The sequence below is a fragment of the Arthrobacter sp. MDT1-48-3 genome, from assembly GCF_054511015.1.
The window spans coordinates 349,058-366,698 of record NZ_JBTNDL010000004.1 but is presented as its reverse complement, the minus strand read 5'-3'; the positions used below and the strand labels follow the sequence as shown (position 1 = coordinate 366,698).

General features: G+C 70.5%; 12 protein-coding genes. 4 read left to right on the top strand and 8 right to left on the bottom strand.

All coding sequences use genetic code 11. The features are described from left to right. Window positions 1-12 precede the first annotated feature (12 nt). A complete protein-coding gene (locus tag ACX80L_RS11620; RefSeq protein WP_459289816.1) occupies window positions 13-3,021 on the top strand; it encodes a bifunctional [glutamine synthetase] adenylyltransferase/[glutamine synthetase]-adenylyl-L-tyrosine phosphorylase in 3,009 nt (1,002 codons plus the stop codon). A 74-nt stretch (window positions 3,022-3,095) separates the two neighbouring features. On the opposite strand, the gene glnA is transcribed toward ACX80L_RS11620, so the two are convergent. Continuing rightward, complete coding sequence (gene glnA, locus ACX80L_RS11615) at window positions 3,096-4,520, bottom strand: type I glutamate--ammonia ligase (RefSeq protein ID WP_133081677.1); 1,425 nt, start codon at window positions 4,518-4,520, stop codon at window positions 3,096-3,098. Window positions 4,521-4,781: 261 nt separating this feature from the next. Here glnA and ACX80L_RS11610 point away from each other — a divergent pair, with 261 nt between their 5' ends. Next, window positions 4,782-5,219, top strand: a complete 438-nt coding sequence (locus ACX80L_RS11610; RefSeq protein ID WP_133081678.1) for an RDD family protein — start codon at window positions 4,782-4,784, stop codon at window positions 5,217-5,219. 81 nt (window positions 5,220-5,300) lie between these two features. On the opposite strand, the gene ACX80L_RS11605 is transcribed toward ACX80L_RS11610, so the two are convergent. From ACX80L_RS11605 to ACX80L_RS11590, 4 genes are all read right to left on the bottom strand, one after another. Further along, the gene (locus ACX80L_RS11605; RefSeq protein ID WP_208740932.1) at window positions 5,301-6,053 is read right to left on the bottom strand and encodes a DUF4191 domain-containing protein; all 753 of its coding nucleotides are present in this window, start codon (window positions 6,051-6,053) and stop codon (window positions 5,301-5,303) included. Between the two features lie 74 nt (window positions 6,054-6,127). Beyond that, entirely contained in the window at window positions 6,128-7,129 is a 1,002-nt protein-coding gene (gene lipA, locus ACX80L_RS11600) for a lipoyl synthase (protein WP_459289814.1), read from the bottom strand. Continuing rightward, window positions 7,126-7,872 carry a lipoyl(octanoyl) transferase LipB gene (gene lipB, locus ACX80L_RS11595; RefSeq protein ID WP_459289812.1) on the bottom strand — a complete coding sequence of 249 codons (747 nt, stop codon included), beginning with the start codon at window positions 7,870-7,872 and terminating at the stop codon, window positions 7,126-7,128. The genes lipA and lipB overlap by 4 nt, the downstream gene beginning before the upstream one ends. 69 nt (window positions 7,873-7,941) lie before the next feature. Then, window positions 7,942-8,304, bottom strand: a complete 363-nt coding sequence (locus ACX80L_RS11590) for a hypothetical protein (protein WP_459289810.1) — start codon at window positions 8,302-8,304, stop codon at window positions 7,942-7,944. Window positions 8,305-8,437: 133 nt separating this feature from the next. Between ACX80L_RS11590 and ACX80L_RS11585 the strand changes: the two genes are divergently transcribed. Further along, window positions 8,438-10,513: a protein kinase domain-containing protein gene (locus tag ACX80L_RS11585; protein WP_459289808.1), complete on the top strand. Its 2,076-nt coding sequence runs from the start codon at window positions 8,438-8,440 to the stop codon at window positions 10,511-10,513. 27 nt (window positions 10,514-10,540) lie between these two features. Here ACX80L_RS11585 and ACX80L_RS11580 read toward each other — a convergent pair whose 3' ends face one another. Further along, complete coding sequence (locus tag ACX80L_RS11580; protein ID WP_459289806.1) at window positions 10,541-11,437, bottom strand: TIGR01777 family oxidoreductase; 897 nt, start codon at window positions 11,435-11,437, stop codon at window positions 10,541-10,543. Window positions 11,438-11,566: 129 nt separating this feature from the next. Between ACX80L_RS11580 and ACX80L_RS11575 the strand changes: the two genes are divergently transcribed. Further along, window positions 11,567-14,974 (top strand): S41 family peptidase, encoded by a 3,408-nt coding sequence (locus ACX80L_RS11575; protein ID WP_459289804.1) that lies wholly within the window; start codon window positions 11,567-11,569, stop codon window positions 14,972-14,974. A gap of 74 nt (window positions 14,975-15,048) precedes the next feature. Here the strand turns inward: ACX80L_RS11575 and ACX80L_RS11570 are convergent, their stop codons facing one another. Both ACX80L_RS11570 and sucB read right to left on the bottom strand, forming a co-directional pair. Continuing rightward, complete coding sequence (locus ACX80L_RS11570) at window positions 15,049-15,480, bottom strand: OsmC family protein (RefSeq protein ID WP_133081686.1); 432 nt, start codon at window positions 15,478-15,480, stop codon at window positions 15,049-15,051. A gap of 200 nt (window positions 15,481-15,680) precedes the next feature. Next, a complete protein-coding gene (gene sucB / locus ACX80L_RS11565) occupies window positions 15,681-17,492 on the bottom strand; it encodes a 2-oxoglutarate dehydrogenase, E2 component, dihydrolipoamide succinyltransferase (RefSeq protein ID WP_459289802.1) in 1,812 nt (603 codons plus the stop codon). Window positions 17,493-17,641 lie beyond the last annotated feature (149 nt).

Below are 17,641 nucleotides of genomic sequence, written 5' to 3'. Positions count from 1 at the left end.
TAGTGTTGGCGCATGAGCCTCAACCGCAAGCTGATCAGCTACGGCTTCACGGACCTCGAGAAGAGCCGCCGGTTCCTCGGCGCTCCTGAGCTGCAGGGACTCAACGACGACGACCTGTTCGCCGGGCTGGCCGTGGCGGCCGATCCGGACCTCGCGCTGCAGTCCTTCGTGCGGCTCCTGGCCGTCGACCGCAGGGCGGTGGGTGCGGCCTTCTCGGACCAGGGCAGGCGCGCGCCCCTCTTCCGACTGCTCGGAGCCTCCGAGGCCCTCGGCGAGTTCCTCATGCGGCACCCCCGGCACCTCGACGTCGTCCGGCCCGCTCCTGCGGTCCTCCCGGTGGTCACGCAGGAGGAGCTCCGGGCCGCGCTGCTCTCCTCGGTCGACGCGGATCCGGCCGAGGCCAATCCCGTGGCGGGGGTCGGCGGGATCGAGGCGTACCGCAGGCTCAGGGTGGCGTACCGGCGCCACCTCACGGACCTCGCGGTGCGGGACCTCTGCCAATGCGCCCCCGTCGACTACCTGCCCGTGGTCGCCCGCGAGCTCGCCGACCTCGCCACCGCCGCCCTCGAGGCCTCCCTCGCCGTCGCCCGCGCGGACCTCGGCGAGGTCTACGGTGCCGACACCGTCGCCCGCGTGAAGCTCGCGGTCATCGCAATGGGGAAGTGCGGTGCCCGCGAGCTCAACTACATCTCCGACGTCGACGTCGTCTACGTCGCCGAGGGCGAGGACCTCGACGACTCGACGCTCACGAGGATCGGCACCGGCCTGGCCTCCGGGATGTCCCGCGGCGTCTACTCCCCGGGCACCGAACCGGCACTCTGGGAGGTGGACGCGAACCTGCGGCCCGAGGGCAAGGACGGGCAGCTCGTACGCACGCTGCAGTCCCACGTGTCCTACTACCAGCGATGGGCGAAGACCTGGGAGTTCCAGGCTCTCCTGAAGGCCCGGGCCGCGGCCGGCGACCCGGAGCTGGGCCGGCGGTACGAGGAGGCGATAGCCCCCTTCATCTGGGCGTCGTCCCAGCGCGAGGGATTCGTGGAGGCCGTCCGGGCCATGCGGCGCCGGGTGACCGACAACATCCCCCGCGACGAGGAGGCACGCCAGCTCAAGCTCGGACCGGGAGGCCTGCGCGACGTCGAGTTCACCGTCCAGCTGCTCCAGCTCGTGCACGGCCGGCTCGACGAGTCGCTGAGGGCCAGGGACACTGTCTCCGCGATCGGCGCGCTGAGCGCCGGAGGGTACATCGGGCGCTCGGACGCGCTGGACCTCGACGACGCCTACCGGTACCTGCGGGTCCTCGAGCACCGGATCCAGCTCATGCAGATGCGCCGGACCCACCTCATGCCGGAGGACGAGACAGCCCTCCGCGCCCTCGCCCGGTCCTCCGAGGGATGCATGGTCACGGTGCGGCCCAGCGCGCAGAGCCTCCACGACACATGGCAGCGGACGAGGAAGCTCGTCAAGCGCCTCCACGAATCGATCTTCTACCGGCCCCTGCTCAACAACGCGGCGACACTGCAGCCCGAGGACGTCCAGCTCACGGCCGAGGCCGCCCAGGCCCGCCTGGCTGCCCTGGGTTACCAGGACCCGCGCGGCGCCATGCGCCACATCGAGGCGCTGACCGGTGGCCTGCGCCGACGGGCGATGCTGCAGAAGCAGCTGCTGCCCATCCTCCTGGCCTGGTTCGCCGACGGGGTCGATCCCGATGCCGGCCTGCTCGGATTCCGGCGGCTCAGCGAGTCCCTCGGCGAGAGCCACTGGTACCTCGGCATGCTGCGCGACTCCAACGCGGCGGCCGAGCGGCTCTGCGCCGTCCTGTCGAGCAGCCGCTTCATCACCGACCTGCTGGAGGTCTCGCCCGAGTCGACGAAGTGGCTCGGGTCCGACGCCGAACTGGTCCCCGACACCTTCGACACCCAGTGGCAGGAGATCCGGTCGAAGATGTCGCGGCATCCTGCGCCGAACGAGGCCATCCGGCTGATCCGGCTCATCCGCCGCCGCGAACTGCTCCGCATCGCGATAGCGGACAGCTCCAACCTCCTGTCACAGCCAGAGGTGGGGGAGGCCCTCGCCGACGCCGACCGCGCCGCCATCCTCGGTGCCCTGCACGTGGCCGAGAACCAGGTGTTCGGGCAGGAGGAGCAGCTCACCCACGTCGTCGTCATGGCCATGGGACGCCAGGGCGGTCGGGAGATCACCTACGGGTCGGACGCCGACGTCATCTATGTCCACCGCCCGCTGCCCGGGGCCGACGAGGCGGCAGCGCAGAAGCAGGCCGAGGCTGTCGTCGCCCGCCTCGCCGCGCTGCTGACCCAGCCGTGCAAACCGCCGGTCCTCGCCGAACGGGTCCTCGAGATCGACACGGCACTGCGCCCGGAGGGCAAGCAGGGCGCGATGGTGCGCTCCATCTCCTCCTACCGGGAGTACTACCGCCGGTGGTCCCTCGTCTGGGAGGCGCAGGCGCTGCTGCGGGCGCGGCCGCTCGCGGGCGACGACGACCTGGCCGCCGAGTTCCTCGCGCTGATCGATCCCGTGCGGTACCCGCAGGACCTCGGCGAGACCGGTGTCCGGGAGATCCGGCGCATCAAGGCGCGCGTGGAGTCCGAGCGGCTCCCGCGCGGCGCCGACCCGTCCCGTCACCTCAAGCTGGGCCGTGGCGCCCTCAGCGACGTCGAATGGCTCGTGCAGCTCCTCCAACTGCAGCACGCCCACGCCGTTCCGGCCCTGCGGGTCCAGTCGACCCTCGCCGCCCTCGACGCCCTCGGCGACGAGGGACTGCTCCCGTCGGAGGACGTCGGGCTGCTGCGCGACAGCTGGACCCTCGCGACCCGGATCCGTGCCGCGAACGTCATCTGGAGCGGGCGCGGCTCGGACCTGCTGCCGTCGTCGCGTCGGGACCTCGAGGCCGTGGCTCGATGGTGCGGGTACGGCCCGGGGAGCGGATCGGAGCTGGAGGAGGACTACCTGCGGCTCACGCGGCGCAGCAGGGCCGTGTTCGAGCGGCACTTCTACGGGTACTAGGCAGCCGTCCGGGGAGACGACGACGGCGGCCCCCCGCTGTCGGGGAGCCGCCGTCGTCGTCGGTGCGGGTGCTGCTAGACGCCGTAGTAGAGCTCGAACTCGTAGGGGTTCGGGCGCAGCGAGAGCGGCTTGATCTCCATCTCGCGCTTGTACTCGATCCAGGTGTCGATCAGGTCCTGCGTGAAGACGTCGCCGGCCTGCAGGAACTCGTTGTCCGCCTCGAGGGCCAGCAGGGCCTCCTCGAGGGAGCCGGGGGCCTTCTGGATGTCCTTCGCTTCCTCGGCCGGGAGCTCGTAGAGGTCCTTGTCGATCGGATCGGCGGGCTCGATGCGGTTCTTGATGCCGTCGAGGCCTGCCATGAGCTGTGCGGCGAAGGCCAGGTACGGGTTCGAGGAGGGGTCCGGCGCACGGAACTCGATGCGCTTCGCCTTCGGGTTCGAGCCCGTGATCGGGATGCGGATACCGGCGGAGCGGTTGCCCTGCGAGTAGACCATGTTGACGGGGGCCTCGAAGCCCTTGACCAGGCGGCGGTAGGAGTTGACCGTCGGGTTCGTGAAGGCGAGGACGGCGGAGGCGTGCTTCAGCAGGCCGCCGATGTACCAGCGGGCCGTGTCCGAGAGGCCGGCGTAGCCGCGCTCGTCGTAGAACAGCGGCTGACCGTCGCTCCACAGGGACTGGTGGCAGTGCATGCCGGACCCGTTGTCACCGAAGATCGGCTTCGGCATGAAGGTGGCCGTCTTGCCCCAGGCGTTGGAGACGTTCTTGACGATGTACTTGAACTTCTGCAGGTCGTCCGCAGCGTGCGTCATGGTCGTGAACTTGTAGTTGATCTCGGCCTGGCCGGCGCCGCCCACCTCGTGGTGCGAGCGTTCGACCTCGAGGCCGGCCTTGTCCAGCTCCACGCAGATGGCGTCGCGGAGGTCGGCCTGCTTGTCGACGGGGGAGACCGGGAAGTAGCCGCCCTTGAACGGCGTCTTGTTGCCCAGGTTGCCGCCGACCTCCTCGCGGCCGCTGTTCCAGGGCGCCTCGATGGAGTCCACCTTGTAGAAGCTGCCCTGCGGGGAGGACTCGTACTGCACGTTGTCGAAGATGAAGAACTCGGCCTCGGGGGCGAAGAACGCCGTGTCCGCGATGCCGGTCGAGGAGAGGTAGGCCTCGGCGCGTTCGGCCACGCTGCGGGGATCGCGGTGGTAGGGATCGCCGGTGCGCGGATTGACGATGGAGAAGTTCAGCGCGAGGGTCTTCTCGGTGCGGAACGGGTCGATGAACGCCGTCGTCACATCCGGGATGAGCTGCATGTCGGATTCCGCGATGCCCTGGAACCCGCGGATGGAGGAGCCGTCGAAGAGCTGGCCGTGGATGAAGAAGTCCGCGTCGACCGACTTGGCGGGAACGTTGAAGTGCTGCTGCACTCCGGGGAGGTCGGTGAACCGGACATCGACGAACCTGATGTCTTCGTCGGCGATGAACTTGAGGACCTCGTCCGCATTCTTAAACATCGAATCATGCTCCTAACGCATGGCTGGGTGATGACCCGGCGCCAGCGCGTGTCCCTGCACCGCACGGGATGTCACGAGCTCTGGCAGGATGGAACGCTGCCGCCGACTCGTTCCAACTGTAGGAGCGGGCAGTTTCTCGCTGGTGTCGTCATTGTTTCCGGGACGTTACAGAAGGGGAACTGCGCCTCCCACCCTAGCGCCCCCGCGGAGGCGGAGGCATAATGCGGACCCCTCCACCCGGTCCGCGGGTAGGCTGGAACGGTGGTGAACAGAAACGACATCGGCTCATGGATGGAAGGTCCGTCGCCGTCGGGCAACCAGCAGTGGCCCGGGCAGCGGCTCGGACGGCCGGAGTCGGGGCCGGGGTCCATCGCCCGCTTCGGCCCCAGAGCCGGTGCGCTGCTCATCGACTGGATCCTCTGCTCGCTGCTGTCGGCCGCGTTCTTCGGCTACGACGGCTTCGCGACGCTGTACATCTTCCTCGTGGAGCAGGTCCTGTTCGTCGGCTTCTTCGGCTACAGCATCGGGCACCGGCTGCTGCGGATGCAGGTCCAGACGCTCGACGGCCGACCCGCCGGCTACCTGACGGCGCTCATCCGCAGCGTCCTGCTGTGCCTCGTCATCCCGGCGCTCGTCATCGACAGCGACCAGCGCGGACTCCACGACCGCGTCCGCAACACCGGCCTGTTCCGCATCTGAGGACGTCGTCCCGTCCTCAGAGAGAGAGCCCCTCCCGCTGCCGGCGGGAGGGGCTCTCTTCATCAGGATCGGGTGCGGGACTCAGCGTCCCCGCATCGCCTTGCGGTCCGGGCGGGCCTTGAAGGGATCGACGCCCTTCGGGATCGGCATCTTGGTGCCCAGCGCGCTCAGTCGCTTGTCGACGGCGTGGACCTCCTGCTTCGTCAGCGTCTTCTTCAGCTTCTGCACGGCCTTCGGGACCTTGGCGAGAGGGACCTGGCGGTCGCCGCGCCCCGTCTCGATGACGTGCACCGGGACGTTCGGGATGATCCGCGCCATCCTGCGCTTCTCGCCGTCGACCAGCTGCTTCACCCGGGTGGAGGGCCCCTCCGACACGAGGATGACCCCCGGCCGGCCGATGACCCGGAACACCGCGTCCTGTGTGCGGGGGTTCACGGCGACCGGCTGCTCCTGCAGGATCCATCCGCGGCGCAGGACGCTCAGCGCTGCACCGGCAGCGCCGGGCTTGCCCTCGATCTGCGAGAACGCAGCACGTTCGGCCCTGCGGGAGAGGATGAAGATCGCCGCGAGGAACGCGAGCGGGATCGCGATGATCATGAGGGTGATGATGTTGTCGATCAGCAGGCCGATCAGCAGGCCCACCGCGATGATGCCGACGAAGGCGAGCAGCATGAACCAGACGGCGCTGGGGTCGTTGCGCCGCGTCATCTTGAAGACCTCGACGATCTGCTTCATCCGCCCGGTCTTCTTCGGCCCCTTCTCCGCTTTCGGCTTGCGGGAGAAAAGACGGCGTTTGGGCGTGGGTGAGCCTGAAGGATCGATCGTGTGCGACATAGTTCTTCGATTCTACGGGATGGCCGGGAAGTGCCGACTGAGCAGGCACCCCGTGGCGGCGGGTGGGAGTCGCGTCAGCCGGCGAGGAGCGAGGAGGCTTCCTGCGAGGCGGAGCCCGACTCGTCGAGGTGGGCGAGTTCGGCCGGCAGTTCGAGCCCCTTCTTGCGCATGGCGCGGGCCCAGAGACGGCCCGCACGGTAGGAGGAGCGGACGAGGGGGCCGCTCATGACGCCGAGGAAACCGATCTCCTCGGCCTCCTGGCTCAGCTCGACGAACTCGCCGGGCTTGACCCACCGGTCGACGGGGAGGTGGCGTTCGCTGGGGCGCAGGTACTGCGTGATCGTGATGAGGTCGCAGCCCGCGGCATGGAGGTCCCGCAGCGCCTCGGAGATCTCCTGCCGCGTCTCTCCCATGCCGAGGATCAGGTTGGACTTCGTCACCATGCCGTGGTCGCGTCCCTGGGTGATGACATCGAGCGAGCGCTCGTAGCGGAACGCCGGCCGGATGCGCTTGAAGATGCGCGGCACGGTCTCCACGTTGTGTGCGAAGACTTCGGGGGCGGCATCGCAGATGGCCGCGATGTGCTCGGGCCGACCGGAGAAGTCCGGGATGAGGATCTCCACGCCCGTGCCGGGGTTCATGCTGTGGATCTGCCGGATGGTCTCGGCGTACAGCCAGACCCCCTCGTCGGGCAGGTCGTCACGCGCCACGCCCGTGACGGTCGCGTAGCGCAGGTTCATGGACCGCACCGACTGTGCGACCTTGAAGGGCTCACTGCGGTCGAGCGGCTGCGGTTTGCCGGTGTCGATCTGGCAGAAGTCGCACCGCCTGGTGCACTCGGACCCTCCGATGAGGAAGGTGGCCTCGCGGTCCTCCCAGCACTCGAAGATGTTGGGACACCCCGCCTCCTCGCACACGGTGTGCAGCCCCTCCTTCTTCACGAGGTTCTTCATCGCGACGAATTCGGGACCGATGTTGACTTTCGCCTTGATCCAGTCCGGCTTGCGCTCCACCGGCGTCTCGGCATTGCGCGCCTCGATGCGCAGCAGGCGGCGACCCTCGGGTGCAAGGCTCACAGTAAAGCTCCTTCTGACGGGGTGTTCCGGGAGGGGCCGGCCGCGCGCGTGTCGGCGGCGTCGGCAGTGCCGATACGGGGTGCGTCGGTGTCGTCCTCGCCCACCAGCACCGCCTCATTGTTACGCAGTCCGGCCTCTATTAGCGAAACGATCTCCACGGGAGTGACGGTCCTGCCGCATTCGGCGGAGATGGAGGTGACGCCGGCGTCACTGATCCCGCAGGGGACGATCTGCTGGAACGGCGCGAGGTCGTTGCTGCAGTTGACCGCGAAACCGTGCATCGTGACGCGGTCCTTCACCCGGATGCCGATCGCCGCGATCTTCCGGGCGGGTCGCTCGTCCGTCGCCGCCAGCCATACTCCCGAGCGGCCCTCGATCCTGATGCCATCGATCCCGAAGTGGAGGAGCGAGGTGATGATGACCTCCTCGAGGATGTGGACGTACTCGGCCACGCGGGCCGGATCCCGCAGCGCGAGGATCGGGTACCCCACGAGCTGCCCCGGTCCGTGCCAGGTGAGTTTCCCGCCGCGATCCACCGGGACCACGGGTGTGCCGTCGAACGGTCGCTCGTGGTCCTCCGTCCGCTTGCCCGCGGTGTAGACGGGCGTGTGCTCGAGGAGCAGGACCGTGCTGGGTGCGGTGCCGTCCACGACCTGCGCGTGAAGGGCCTTCTGCCGGTCCCAGCCGTCCGTGTACTCGATGTAGTCCGGAGCGAGTCCGACGCGCGACAGTACGAGAGTCATGAAGCAAGGGTAGTCCGGTGGACCGACACATCGCGCCGTCCTGCTCCGCGGTGGCCGCGTCGGGGTCGATCAGCCCTCCGTTCCCTTCTCCGGCAGTTCGAACGTCGCGCGGAGCCGCACGAGCCGCCACTCCCGTTCGGCGCGCCGCACCTCGAAGTGGAGGACGGGGGAGAACCCGCTCGTCTGCGCGCGGAAACGCCAGAAGTCGGCCCTGAGGCCGCGCGTCGGAGCAGTCCCCTGCGACGGAGACGGAGCCACCGGCAGCGCGCGCCAGGTGGACCAGTGCATGCACCCGTCCACGACGTGCCAAGCCGACCCGCGCCAGTGCAGACAGGAGGGCCGTGACTCACCGCCGGTGGCGTCGAACGTGAGTGCGACCGCGTCATCGAACGTCCGCCAGGAGCCGACCGGATCCGCTGGTGAGGGAATCATGACCTACCTGCCTTCGGTGTATCTGAGGATTAAAATTAGAACACATATTCGAAGCCGTGGCCGGGTGGATCAGCGATGCGCTCGGGCCTGTGGATAACGCCGGTCACCCGCTCTCATGCCCTAGAACTGATGCATGAGCGATCCCACGGCATCAGCACGACCCGCGGACCATGCGTCGACCACGGCAACGCTGCACGAGGTCCGGGCGGACGCCCGCTCGACTCCCCCCGATGCCGAGGAGGTCCCCCGGCCGGTGGCCGCGGGCTTCCGGGTCGGACGGCTCCTCGGCCGCGGCGGGACGTCCGCCGTGTGGCTCGTGACCGACGACGACGGTCGATCCTTCGCGCTCAAGGTCCCCGTTGCGCCCCGGACGGCAACGCCAACGCAGGCTTCCCCGACATCCGCCCTGGTCGCGGGACGGCGTGGGCGCCGCGCCGCGGGACCCCCCGACGGCGGATTTCCGCCCCGCGCCGGAGGGCAGCGATCGTCCGACGGTGCCGATGGGCCGTACGGGCTGTCCGGGCCGCACGGGCCGTCCGATCGGACGGACGACGACATCTCGCGCGAGCTGCTGACCCTCCAGCGGTTCCGCCACGACCACCTCCTCAGGGTGCTCCGCATCGTGGGAACGGACGCGGGTCCCGGGCTGCTGATGGACCTCGCTCCCGGTGGATCCCTGCTCAACCTGGTCACCAGCCGCGGTCCCCTCCCGATCCCGGAGGTCGTCACGGCCCTGGCGCCCATCGCCCAGGTGCTCGCCCACCTGCACGGTGCCGGGGCACTGCACGGGGACGTGACGCCCGGCAACATCCTCTTCACGCAGGAGGGCAAGCCCCTGCTCGGCGACTTCGGGACCGCGCGGCTCCTCGGGGCCGATCCCGTTCCGGGCGCGGGCACGCCCGGCTTCATCGACCCGCTGCGCGACGGTTCCTTCGACACCGGAGCGGATGTCTTCGCCCTCGCAGCGGTGTCGTGGTTCGCGTTGACCGGCCGCGTCCCCGGGCCCGCCGAGCACCGCCCGCCGCTCGCGCTGATCATCCCGGACGTGCCGCCGCAGCTCATGGAGCTCATCGAGGACGGCCTGGACCCGTCCCGGGCCCGACGGCCTACCGCCGACTCCTTCGCCCGCGTGCTGCTGTCCAGCACCGAGCCGGGGCCGGTCGACCTCGTACCGGCCGTGCATCCCAGCGTGCTGCCGCACCTGCTGACCAGGCGTACGGGCACTGCTCCCTCCGGCCTGACCCGGCGCTGGAAGTGCGTCGCAGGTGGCCGGGGCCGGGACCGGGACCGGAAGGACGGGCGACCGCGTCCGCGCGGGGCGACCGCGGGCCGAAGGACTCCCGGGGTTCCCGCCGTCGGCCGGGGAGGTGTGCGGCCCGGACCCGGGCGCATCCGTACGCTGCTCGCGATCGTCTCGGGGGTGGCTGCCCTCGTGCTGCTGCTGGGGGGCATCGCGCTGACGCTGGGCGGGCCCGGTGCGCCGGGCGCGGACCGACCGGGGGCCGCCACTTCCGGCGGTGTGATCGTCCCGGCCCCGGAGAGGGCGACGGGAGAGGGTTCGGTGGTGGACGGCGGGCGGTCAGGGGGAGCCGCACAGGAAGAAACCCGGCAGGAAGAAACTCGGCAGGAAGGTGGCGGGCAGGAGAGGGCCGGGGACGAAAGGGCAGGACAGGACGATGCCGCGCAGGGAGGAGCCGGGCAGGAGCAGGCGGCTCCAGGGCCTCCGGATCCGCAGGCGCCGGCCGGGGTCACGCTGGACGCCGACCCGGTCACGGCGCTCGTCGGTCTCGCCGCCCTCCGGGCCGAGGCCTTCGCGACCGCCGATCCGTCCCTGCTGGCGACCGTCGACGTCCAGGGCTCACCCGCGATGTCGGCCGACCAGGAGGCCGTCACCGCGCTCGCGGCCTCGGGGCGGAGCCTCCGGGACCTGTCCATCACGATCCGCGATCCTGCAGCACTCGGTGGGGAGGAACAGGCGGCGATGACGGCGGTCGCGGGCCTTCCGGCCTCGACGCCACCTGCCGGCACGGAGGTGTCGCTGGTCCGGGCGACGGCGGCCGTGTCCTCCTACACGGAGGCGGCAGGCCCGGCAGGGCTTTCTGCGGACGCGCCGCGCCCGCTGATGGCAGCGGGCCTGCAGGACCTGATCTTCGTCCTCTGGGACTCCGGAGGCGGCTGGCGCATCCATTCGGTCGTGTCACCCGGGTGAGACGACCGAATGGATGCGCCCGCCGTCCTAGCCGGTGACGCGCCGGTGGACCCAGGCGGCGAGCGCTTCCGGCGTCGGTTCGTCGAAGGTGAAGCCCGCTGCTGTCAGGGCCCGCGGTTCCATGCGCGCGCTGACCAGCAGCAGTTCGTACCCGAGCTGTCCGATGACCGCCTTCAGCAGGGCGCCCGGCACACGGAACCATACCGGGCGGTGGAACACCCGGCCGAGCTGCAGCGTGATCGTATCGAGGGTCGCGGGAGCGGGTGCGCTCAGGTTGACGGGACCGGACAGGGGTGCCGTGAGCAGGAACTCGAGGGCCCTGACCTCGTCGTTCAGGCTGATCCACGGCCACCACTGGCGTCCCGAGCCGAGCGACGTCCCGGCGAACAGCCGGATGGGGACCAGCAGGTTGGGGAGCGCGCCGCCCTCCTTCGCCATCACGATCCCCGTGCGGGCCAGCACGACGCGCACGGCGTCCGGGGCGTTGCGGGCCTCGGCCTCCCAGCATCGGCAGATATCGGCCAGCAGGGTGTCGCCGGAGGCGGAATTCTCCGTCAGCAGCTCATCATCCCGGTCCCCGTAGTAGCCGGACGCCGACTGGCTGATGAAGACCTGCGGCGGATCGGCGGCCGCGCGCATGGCCTGCACCAGCGTCCGGGTGGGGAGGATGCGCGAGGAGTAGAGGGTCTCCTTGTAGCCCCTCGTCCAGGGACCACCCGCGATGCCCGCGCCCGACAGGTTGATCACGGCGTCGGCGCGTTCCACGGCCGCGACGTCCAGCTCACCCGAGGAGGGGTTCCAGCGGATCTCCCCGGGGCCTTTCGGAGCGCGCCGTACGAGGCGCGTGACCTCGTGGTTCTTCTCGAGCTGGCGGATGAGGGCTGTACCGATGGTCCCGGACGCGCCGGCGAGGAGGATACGCATGGCTCCATCGAACCACTTGTCATCGCCGAGCGGTATGGCGGCGTCGTCGCGGGCGGCGTCCTCGGGCCCCGGCCCTGCAGCGCGCGGCGGTCATCCCGGTGCCAGCGGTCCCGTGGCTAAGATCGACCGATGGACTCCGATTACCTGCGCTATCCGCATATCCACGGCAACCGCGTCACGTTCGTCGCCGAGAACGACGTGTGGGTCGCGCCACTCGAGGGGGGCCGCGCGTGGCGGATCTCGGCCATGCAGCTGGCTGCGAGGAACCCCTGTTTCTCGCCGGACGGCACGACCATCGCCTGGACGGTCGTGCAGGGTGGAGCGCCGGAGGTCGTCGCCGCTGACGTGGAGGGCGGGAATTTCCGCAGACTCACCTACTGGGGCCACCAGAGTACGCGTGTCAAGGGATTCACCGCGTCCGGTGACGTCCTTGCCACGAGTGCGTTCCGCCACGAGGACTCGCGCCTCAGCTGGGCCTACCGCGTGCCGGTCGACGGGTCGGAGCAGACCGTCATCCCCCTCGGTCCCGTGGACACGATCGCCGGGGATCCCCTGTCAGGCGACGGGGAGCCCGTGGTCATCGGCAGCGTCCTCACCCGCGAACCGGCCTGGTGGAAGCGCTACCGGGGCGGCACGGCCGGCAAGTTCTGGATCGACGCCGACGGCAGCGGTGATTTCCGGCGCCTGCTGCCCGAGGTGGACGGCAACCTCGCGGACCCCATGTGGGTGGCCGGCCGCCTCGCCTTCCTGTCCGACCACGAGGGTCACGGCAACCTGTACTCCGTGGACCCGCAGGGTGGCGACCTGCGCCGCCACACCGACCACGACGAGTACTACGTGCGGCATGCGAGCACGGACGGCACCGGCGTCGTCTTCGAATCGGCGGGGACCCTGTGGCACCTGCCCTCGCTCGGCGGGGAGGCCGTCCGGCTGTCCATCGCACTCGGGTCGGCGTCGACCGCACGCCGCCCCCAGCCGCTCAAGGTCGATCGCCACCTGGCCTGCGCCTTCCCCACGGCCGACGGGAGGGCATCGATCATCGAGGCGCACGGCACCCTGCACTGGCTCACCCACCGGGACGGTCCCTCACGCGTCGTCGAAGCCGCGGCGGGTGTCCGGGCGCGCCTCGGCCGTCCCGTCGGCTCCTCGCGGGTCGCGTATGTCGCGGACACGGAGGGCGAGGAGGCCCTCTACATCCGGGAGGTGTTCGCACCTCCTGGGAGGATCGCGGCGTCCGATGTGTCCGCCGGGGACGGTGAAGCAGCCCGGGTCGGCGCCCAGGCCGTCGCCGCCGACGACGTCCTGCAGCGCGTAGCCTTCGACGGGCGTTTCCGGGCCTCGGCGCTCGCCGTCAGCCCGGACGGTACGCGCATCGCCGTCGCGTCCGAGACGGGGGCGCTGGACGTCGTCACGCTCGCGTCGGGGGAGCGCCGGCGGATCGTCGCGACCGACCAGGGGCCCATCGAGGCCGTGACGTTCTCACAGGACTCGGCGTGGCTGGCCTGGGCGGAACCCATGGCGCAGGAGGGGACGCGCAACCGCGTGCGCCTCGCCGCCGTGGCGGCGCCCGAGGAGGTCATCGATGTCACCGACGGTCGGTTCCGTGACTGGTCGCCCACGTTCACCCGGGACGGGAAGTACCTGGCGTTCCTCTCGGACAGGAGCTTCGACCCCGTCTACGACACCCACCGGTTCGACCTCAGCTTCCCGGCCTCGACGAAACCGTACCTCGTGGCGCTCGCGGCCGGCACGCCGTCCCCCTTCGGACCCACCGCTGCCTCCGCCGGGAAGGACGCCGGGAAGGACGCCGGGAAGGACGCCGGGAAGGACGCCGGGAAGGACGCCGGGAAGGACGCCGGGAAGAACGGCACAGCCCCCGACGCGGCCGGGGAGGCCCCGCGCGTCGTCGTCGATGCCGAGCTCCTGATGGCGCGGACCATCGCGCTGCCCGTCGGGCAGGGGACCTACGACGTCCTCCGGGCGGTCGAGGGCGGGCTGCTGTGGACCGCCGGCGACATCGGGGGCGTCACTGGGGACGGCCGTGCATCCTCCTCGGAGGAGGAGCCGCCGCGGCGGCTCGAGCGCTTCGATCTCGCCCGGAGGACCGTCGAGGTCCTCGCGCGGGACGTCGACGCGTACGAGGTCAGCGCCGACGGCTCGACGGCGGTGCACACCTCGGGCGGCAAGGTCACGGCGATCCCCACCGATGGCAAGGTCGACGCCGATTCCCCGAGGTACGTCGATGTCACCCTGGACCGCATCCGCGTGATGCTCGATCCGGTCAGCGTCTGGACCCAGGCGTTCGAGGAGGCATGGCGCCTGCAGCGTGATTTCTACTGGACGGAGGACATGGCGGGTATCGACTGGGCGGGGGTCCGGGAGCGGTACCTGCCGCTCGTCGCCCGGCTGGGGAGCCACGACGACCTCGCGGATCTGCTGTGGGAGCTGCACGGTGAACTCGGGACCTCCCACGCCTACGTCGCTCCGGTCCTGGTCACCGAGCCCGGGGGCCACCAGGGGTTCCTCGGCGGGGAGTTCGCGCCGGCCGACGGTGGCTGGGCCGTCACGAAGGTCTTCGCGACGGAGTCCTCGGACCCGAAGGCCGTCTCGCCCCTCAGTGCACCGGGGGCCGCCGTCCAGGCCGGCGACGTGATCGAGGCGATCGATGGCGTACCGGTGCCGGCCGCCTTCGGGCCGGGGGTCCTCCTGGCCGGAGCAGCCGGGGTCACCGTCGAGCTGACGGTGAGGTCGGGTGCCGGCGGAGGTTCGGGGGGAGACGCCGTGGAGCGGCGCCGCGTCGCCGTCGTGCCCCTCCGCAGCGAGGAGCGCCTGCGCTACCAGACGTGGGTCGCGGCCAATCGGGCGGCGGTGCAGGAGGCGTCCGGCGGGCGCTTCGGCTATCTGCACATCCCCGACATGGTGGCGCACGGCTGGGGCCAGCTGCACCGCGACCTCGACCGGGAGACGGCACGCGACGCGCTCGTGGTGGACGTGCGCCGCAACCGGGGCGGGCACACCTCGCAGCTCGTCGCGGAGCTGATCGGGCGCCGCGTCACGGCCTGGTCGATGCCTCGTGGAGAAGCGCCGGGCACGTACCCGGCCCACGCACCACGCGGGCCCGTGGTCGTCCTGACCGACGAGTTCGCGGGGTCCGACGGCGACATCATCACGCAGGTCGCCAAGCTGCGCGGGATCGGGCCCGTGGTCGGCACGCGGACGTGGGGCGGCGTCGTCGGTATCGACGGGCGCTTCAAGCTCGCGGACGGGACGGGCGTGAACCAGCCGCGCTACGGCTTCCACGTGACGGATGGGATCGGCTGGTTCATCGAGAACCATGGCGTGGATCCGGACGTCGAGGTGCCCTTCCCGCCGCACGCCCACGCGGCGGGCGAGGACCCCCAGCTCGAGCGGGGCGTCGGGATCCTGCGGGACCTGCTCGCCGAGGATCCCGCCGCCGTGCCGCCGGCCAGGGAGGGCTACCCCGCGCTGCGGCCCGGTCCGCTGCCGCCGCGTCCGCAGGACCTCCTCGGCCAGTAGTCCCACGGCTGCGGGCGAGAACGAGAAGGGACCCCGGACGATGTCCGGGGTCCCTTCTCGTTCGCGTGCGGAGCTCAGCCCTGGAGCGTCGCGGTGAGCGAGATGTCCTTGACGGCGGCGAGGGCCTGCGACACGGGGCAGCCCTCCTTGGCGGCCTGCGCCAGGCGCTGGAAGTCCTCCTCGGACAGGCCCGGCACGGTGGCGTCGAGAGTCAGTCGGATGGCCGTGATGCCCGTTCCTGGCTGGAAGTCGACCTCCGCCTTCGTCTCGACGCGCTCGGGTGTCTTCCCCTCTTCGCCGAGGGCGTGGCTGAAGGCCATCGAGAAGCAGGCGGAGTGCGCGGCGGCGATGAGTTCCTCGGGGCTCGTCTTGCCCTCGGACTGCTCGGCACGCGCCTTCCAGGTGACGTCGTAGGTCCCGATACCGGACGAATCCAGCGTTACCTGGCCTGAGCCGGAGGGGAGGTCGCCACTCCAGACGGTGTGGGCTGTGCGTACGGTAGCCATGGTTCTCCTTGCGGTCGGACCGGCGCGGATGTCACGCCGGGGTTCTTCATACCCATCCTAGGGAGCCCCGGGGCGGAGTTCCATCACGGGAGGCGGCCTCCGCCGGGCCTCGAGCGGTCCTCCGCAGGGCGTCGGACGCACAGGAGCCGCCTCCCTGGTGGGAAGCGGCTCCTGTGCGGCCGGCCGGAGCCGGGGATGGACTACAGGCCGAGATCGGCCTCGAACGCGCCGCCCTCGAGGCGGGCCTTCAGCGTCTGCAGGAAACGACCCGCATCCGCGCCGTCGACCAGTCGGTGGTCGTAGGTCAGGCTCAGGTACATCATCGACCGGATGGCGATGGTGTCGTCGCCGTCGACGCCCGTGATGACCACGGGGCGCTTGACGATGATGCCCGTGCCGAGGATGCCCACCTGCGGCTGGTTGATGATCGGGGTGTCGAAGAGCGCTCCGGCCGACCCGATGTTCGTGATCGTGAAGGTGCCGCCCGAGAGTTCGTCGGGACCGATCTGGCCGTTGCGGGTGCGGGCTCCGACGTCGGCGATCTTCTTGGCGAGTCCGCCGAGGTTGAGGTTGCCGGCGTCCTTGATGACGGGAACGAGCAGGCCCTTCTCGGTGTCCACGGCGATCGCGAGGTGCTCGGCGTCGTGGTACGTGACCTCCTTCTTCTCCTCGTCGAAGGATGCGTTCAGCTTCGGGTGCTGCTTGAGCGCCTCGGTGACCGCCTTCGAGATGAAGGGGAGGAAAGTGAGCTTCGCGCCGTTCTGTGCCTGGAAGGTGTCCTTGGAGGACGCACGCAGCTTCGCGATGCGCGTCATGTCGACCTCGATCACCTGGGTGAGCTGGGCGGAGACCTCGAGCGACTCGCGCATGCGCTTCGCGATGGTCTGCCGGATCCGCGGCGCCTTCTCGACGGTGCCGCGGAGCTTGGACGGCTCGACGGCGGGAGCGGCAGGCTTCGACGGCGCGGCCGGAGCCGGTGCCGCGGGCGCCGACGGTGCGGCGGGAGCCGGCTGCTGGGCCTTCTGCGCCTCCGCTGCCTCGAGGACGTCCTGCTTGCGGATGCGTCCACCGACGCCGGTCCCCTTGACGGTGGACAGGTCGACCTTGTTCTGGTTCGCGAGGCGGCGGACCAGGGGAGTCACGTAGGCGGTGGCGTCCTGGTTCCCGGAGTCCTCCGACGGCGCCGGCTCCTGCGCTGCGGCCGGCTTCTCCTCGGCGGCGGCGGGCTCGGGCGCGCCGCTGGCGTCGTCGTCGGGCTCGGAGGTCGTCGATGCGCGCTGTGCCTCCTGGCCTGCGCCCTGCTTCTCGGTGGGGGCGTCGTTGCGCTCCTCGGCCGGTGCGGCCACGAGCGGCTCACCCGACGCGGCCTCGACCTTCTTCGGCGCGGACGCGCCCGATCCGATGACCGCGAGAACGGCGCCGACCTCGGCGGTCTCGTCCTCGTTGACGCGGATCTCCTGCAGCTTGCCGGCCACGGGCGAGGGGATCTCGGTGTCGACCTTGTCGGTGGAGACCTCGAGCAGGGGCTCGTCGACCTCGACGTCGTCGCCGACGGCCTTGAGCCAGCGCGTCACGGTACCCTCGGTGACGCTCTCGCCGAGGGCGGGGAGGGTGACCTCGGTGCCTTCGCCGGAATCGGAATCGTCGGAGGTCTCACTCGCTGCGGGTGCGGCATCCGCCTGGGGGGCTTCCTCGGCGGCGGGCTGCTCGGGCTCGGCCGGGGCCTCCTCGGCGGCGGGAGCGGCGCTGCCGGCGTCGGAGGAACCGCTACCCGAACCGTCCCCGATGCGTACCAGCGGTGCGCCGACCTCCGCGGTCTCGTCCTCCGCGACCAGGATCTCCTCGATGACTCCGGCGATGGGCGAGGGGATCTCGGTGTCGACCTTGTCGGTGGAGACCTCGAGGAGGGGCTCGTCGACCTCGACGCGGTCACCGACCTGCTTGAGCCAGCGGGTGACGGTGCCTTCGGTGACGCTTTCACCGAGAGCGGGCAAGTTCACGGATTCAGACATAATGCGCCCGTTTCTCCTTCATAGATCGTTCCTTGGCAGCTGGTCGACGACCGGGGCCCGCTCAGCTGGACGTGCTTGCAATTCCTGGTTCCGAGCTTAGTCCACGCCCTCGGGGCGTGGACCAGGCTCGGGGTGGTGCGGGTGCCCGG

Coding starts and splice junctions, on each gene's coding strand:
- ACX80L_RS11590 (WP_459289810.1), bottom strand. CDS start 8,304: ATGATTCCCTCACCAGCGGATCCGGTCGGCTCCTGGCGGACGTTCGAT.
- lipB (WP_459289812.1), bottom strand. CDS start 7,872: ATGACTCTCGTACTGTCGCGCGTCGGACTCGCTCCGGACTACATCGAG.
- glnA (WP_133081677.1), bottom strand. CDS start 4,520: ATGTTTAAGAATGCGGACGAGGTCCTCAAGTTCATCGCCGACGAAGAC.
- ACX80L_RS11580 (WP_459289806.1), bottom strand. CDS start 11,437: ATGCGTATCCTCCTCGCCGGCGCGTCCGGGACCATCGGTACAGCCCTC.
- ACX80L_RS11605 (WP_208740932.1), bottom strand. CDS start 6,053: ATGTCGCACACGATCGATCCTTCAGGCTCACCCACGCCCAAACGCCGT.
- sucB (WP_459289802.1), bottom strand. CDS start 17,492: ATGTCTGAATCCGTGAACTTGCCCGCTCTCGGTGAAAGCGTCACCGAA.
- ACX80L_RS11575 (WP_459289804.1), top strand. CDS start 11,567: ATGGACTCCGATTACCTGCGCTATCCGCATATCCACGGCAACCGCGTC.
- ACX80L_RS11585 (WP_459289808.1), top strand. CDS start 8,438: ATGAGCGATCCCACGGCATCAGCACGACCCGCGGACCATGCGTCGACC.
- ACX80L_RS11620 (WP_459289816.1), top strand. CDS start 13: ATGAGCCTCAACCGCAAGCTGATCAGCTACGGCTTCACGGACCTCGAG.
- ACX80L_RS11570 (WP_133081686.1), bottom strand. CDS start 15,480: ATGGCTACCGTACGCACAGCCCACACCGTCTGGAGTGGCGACCTCCCC.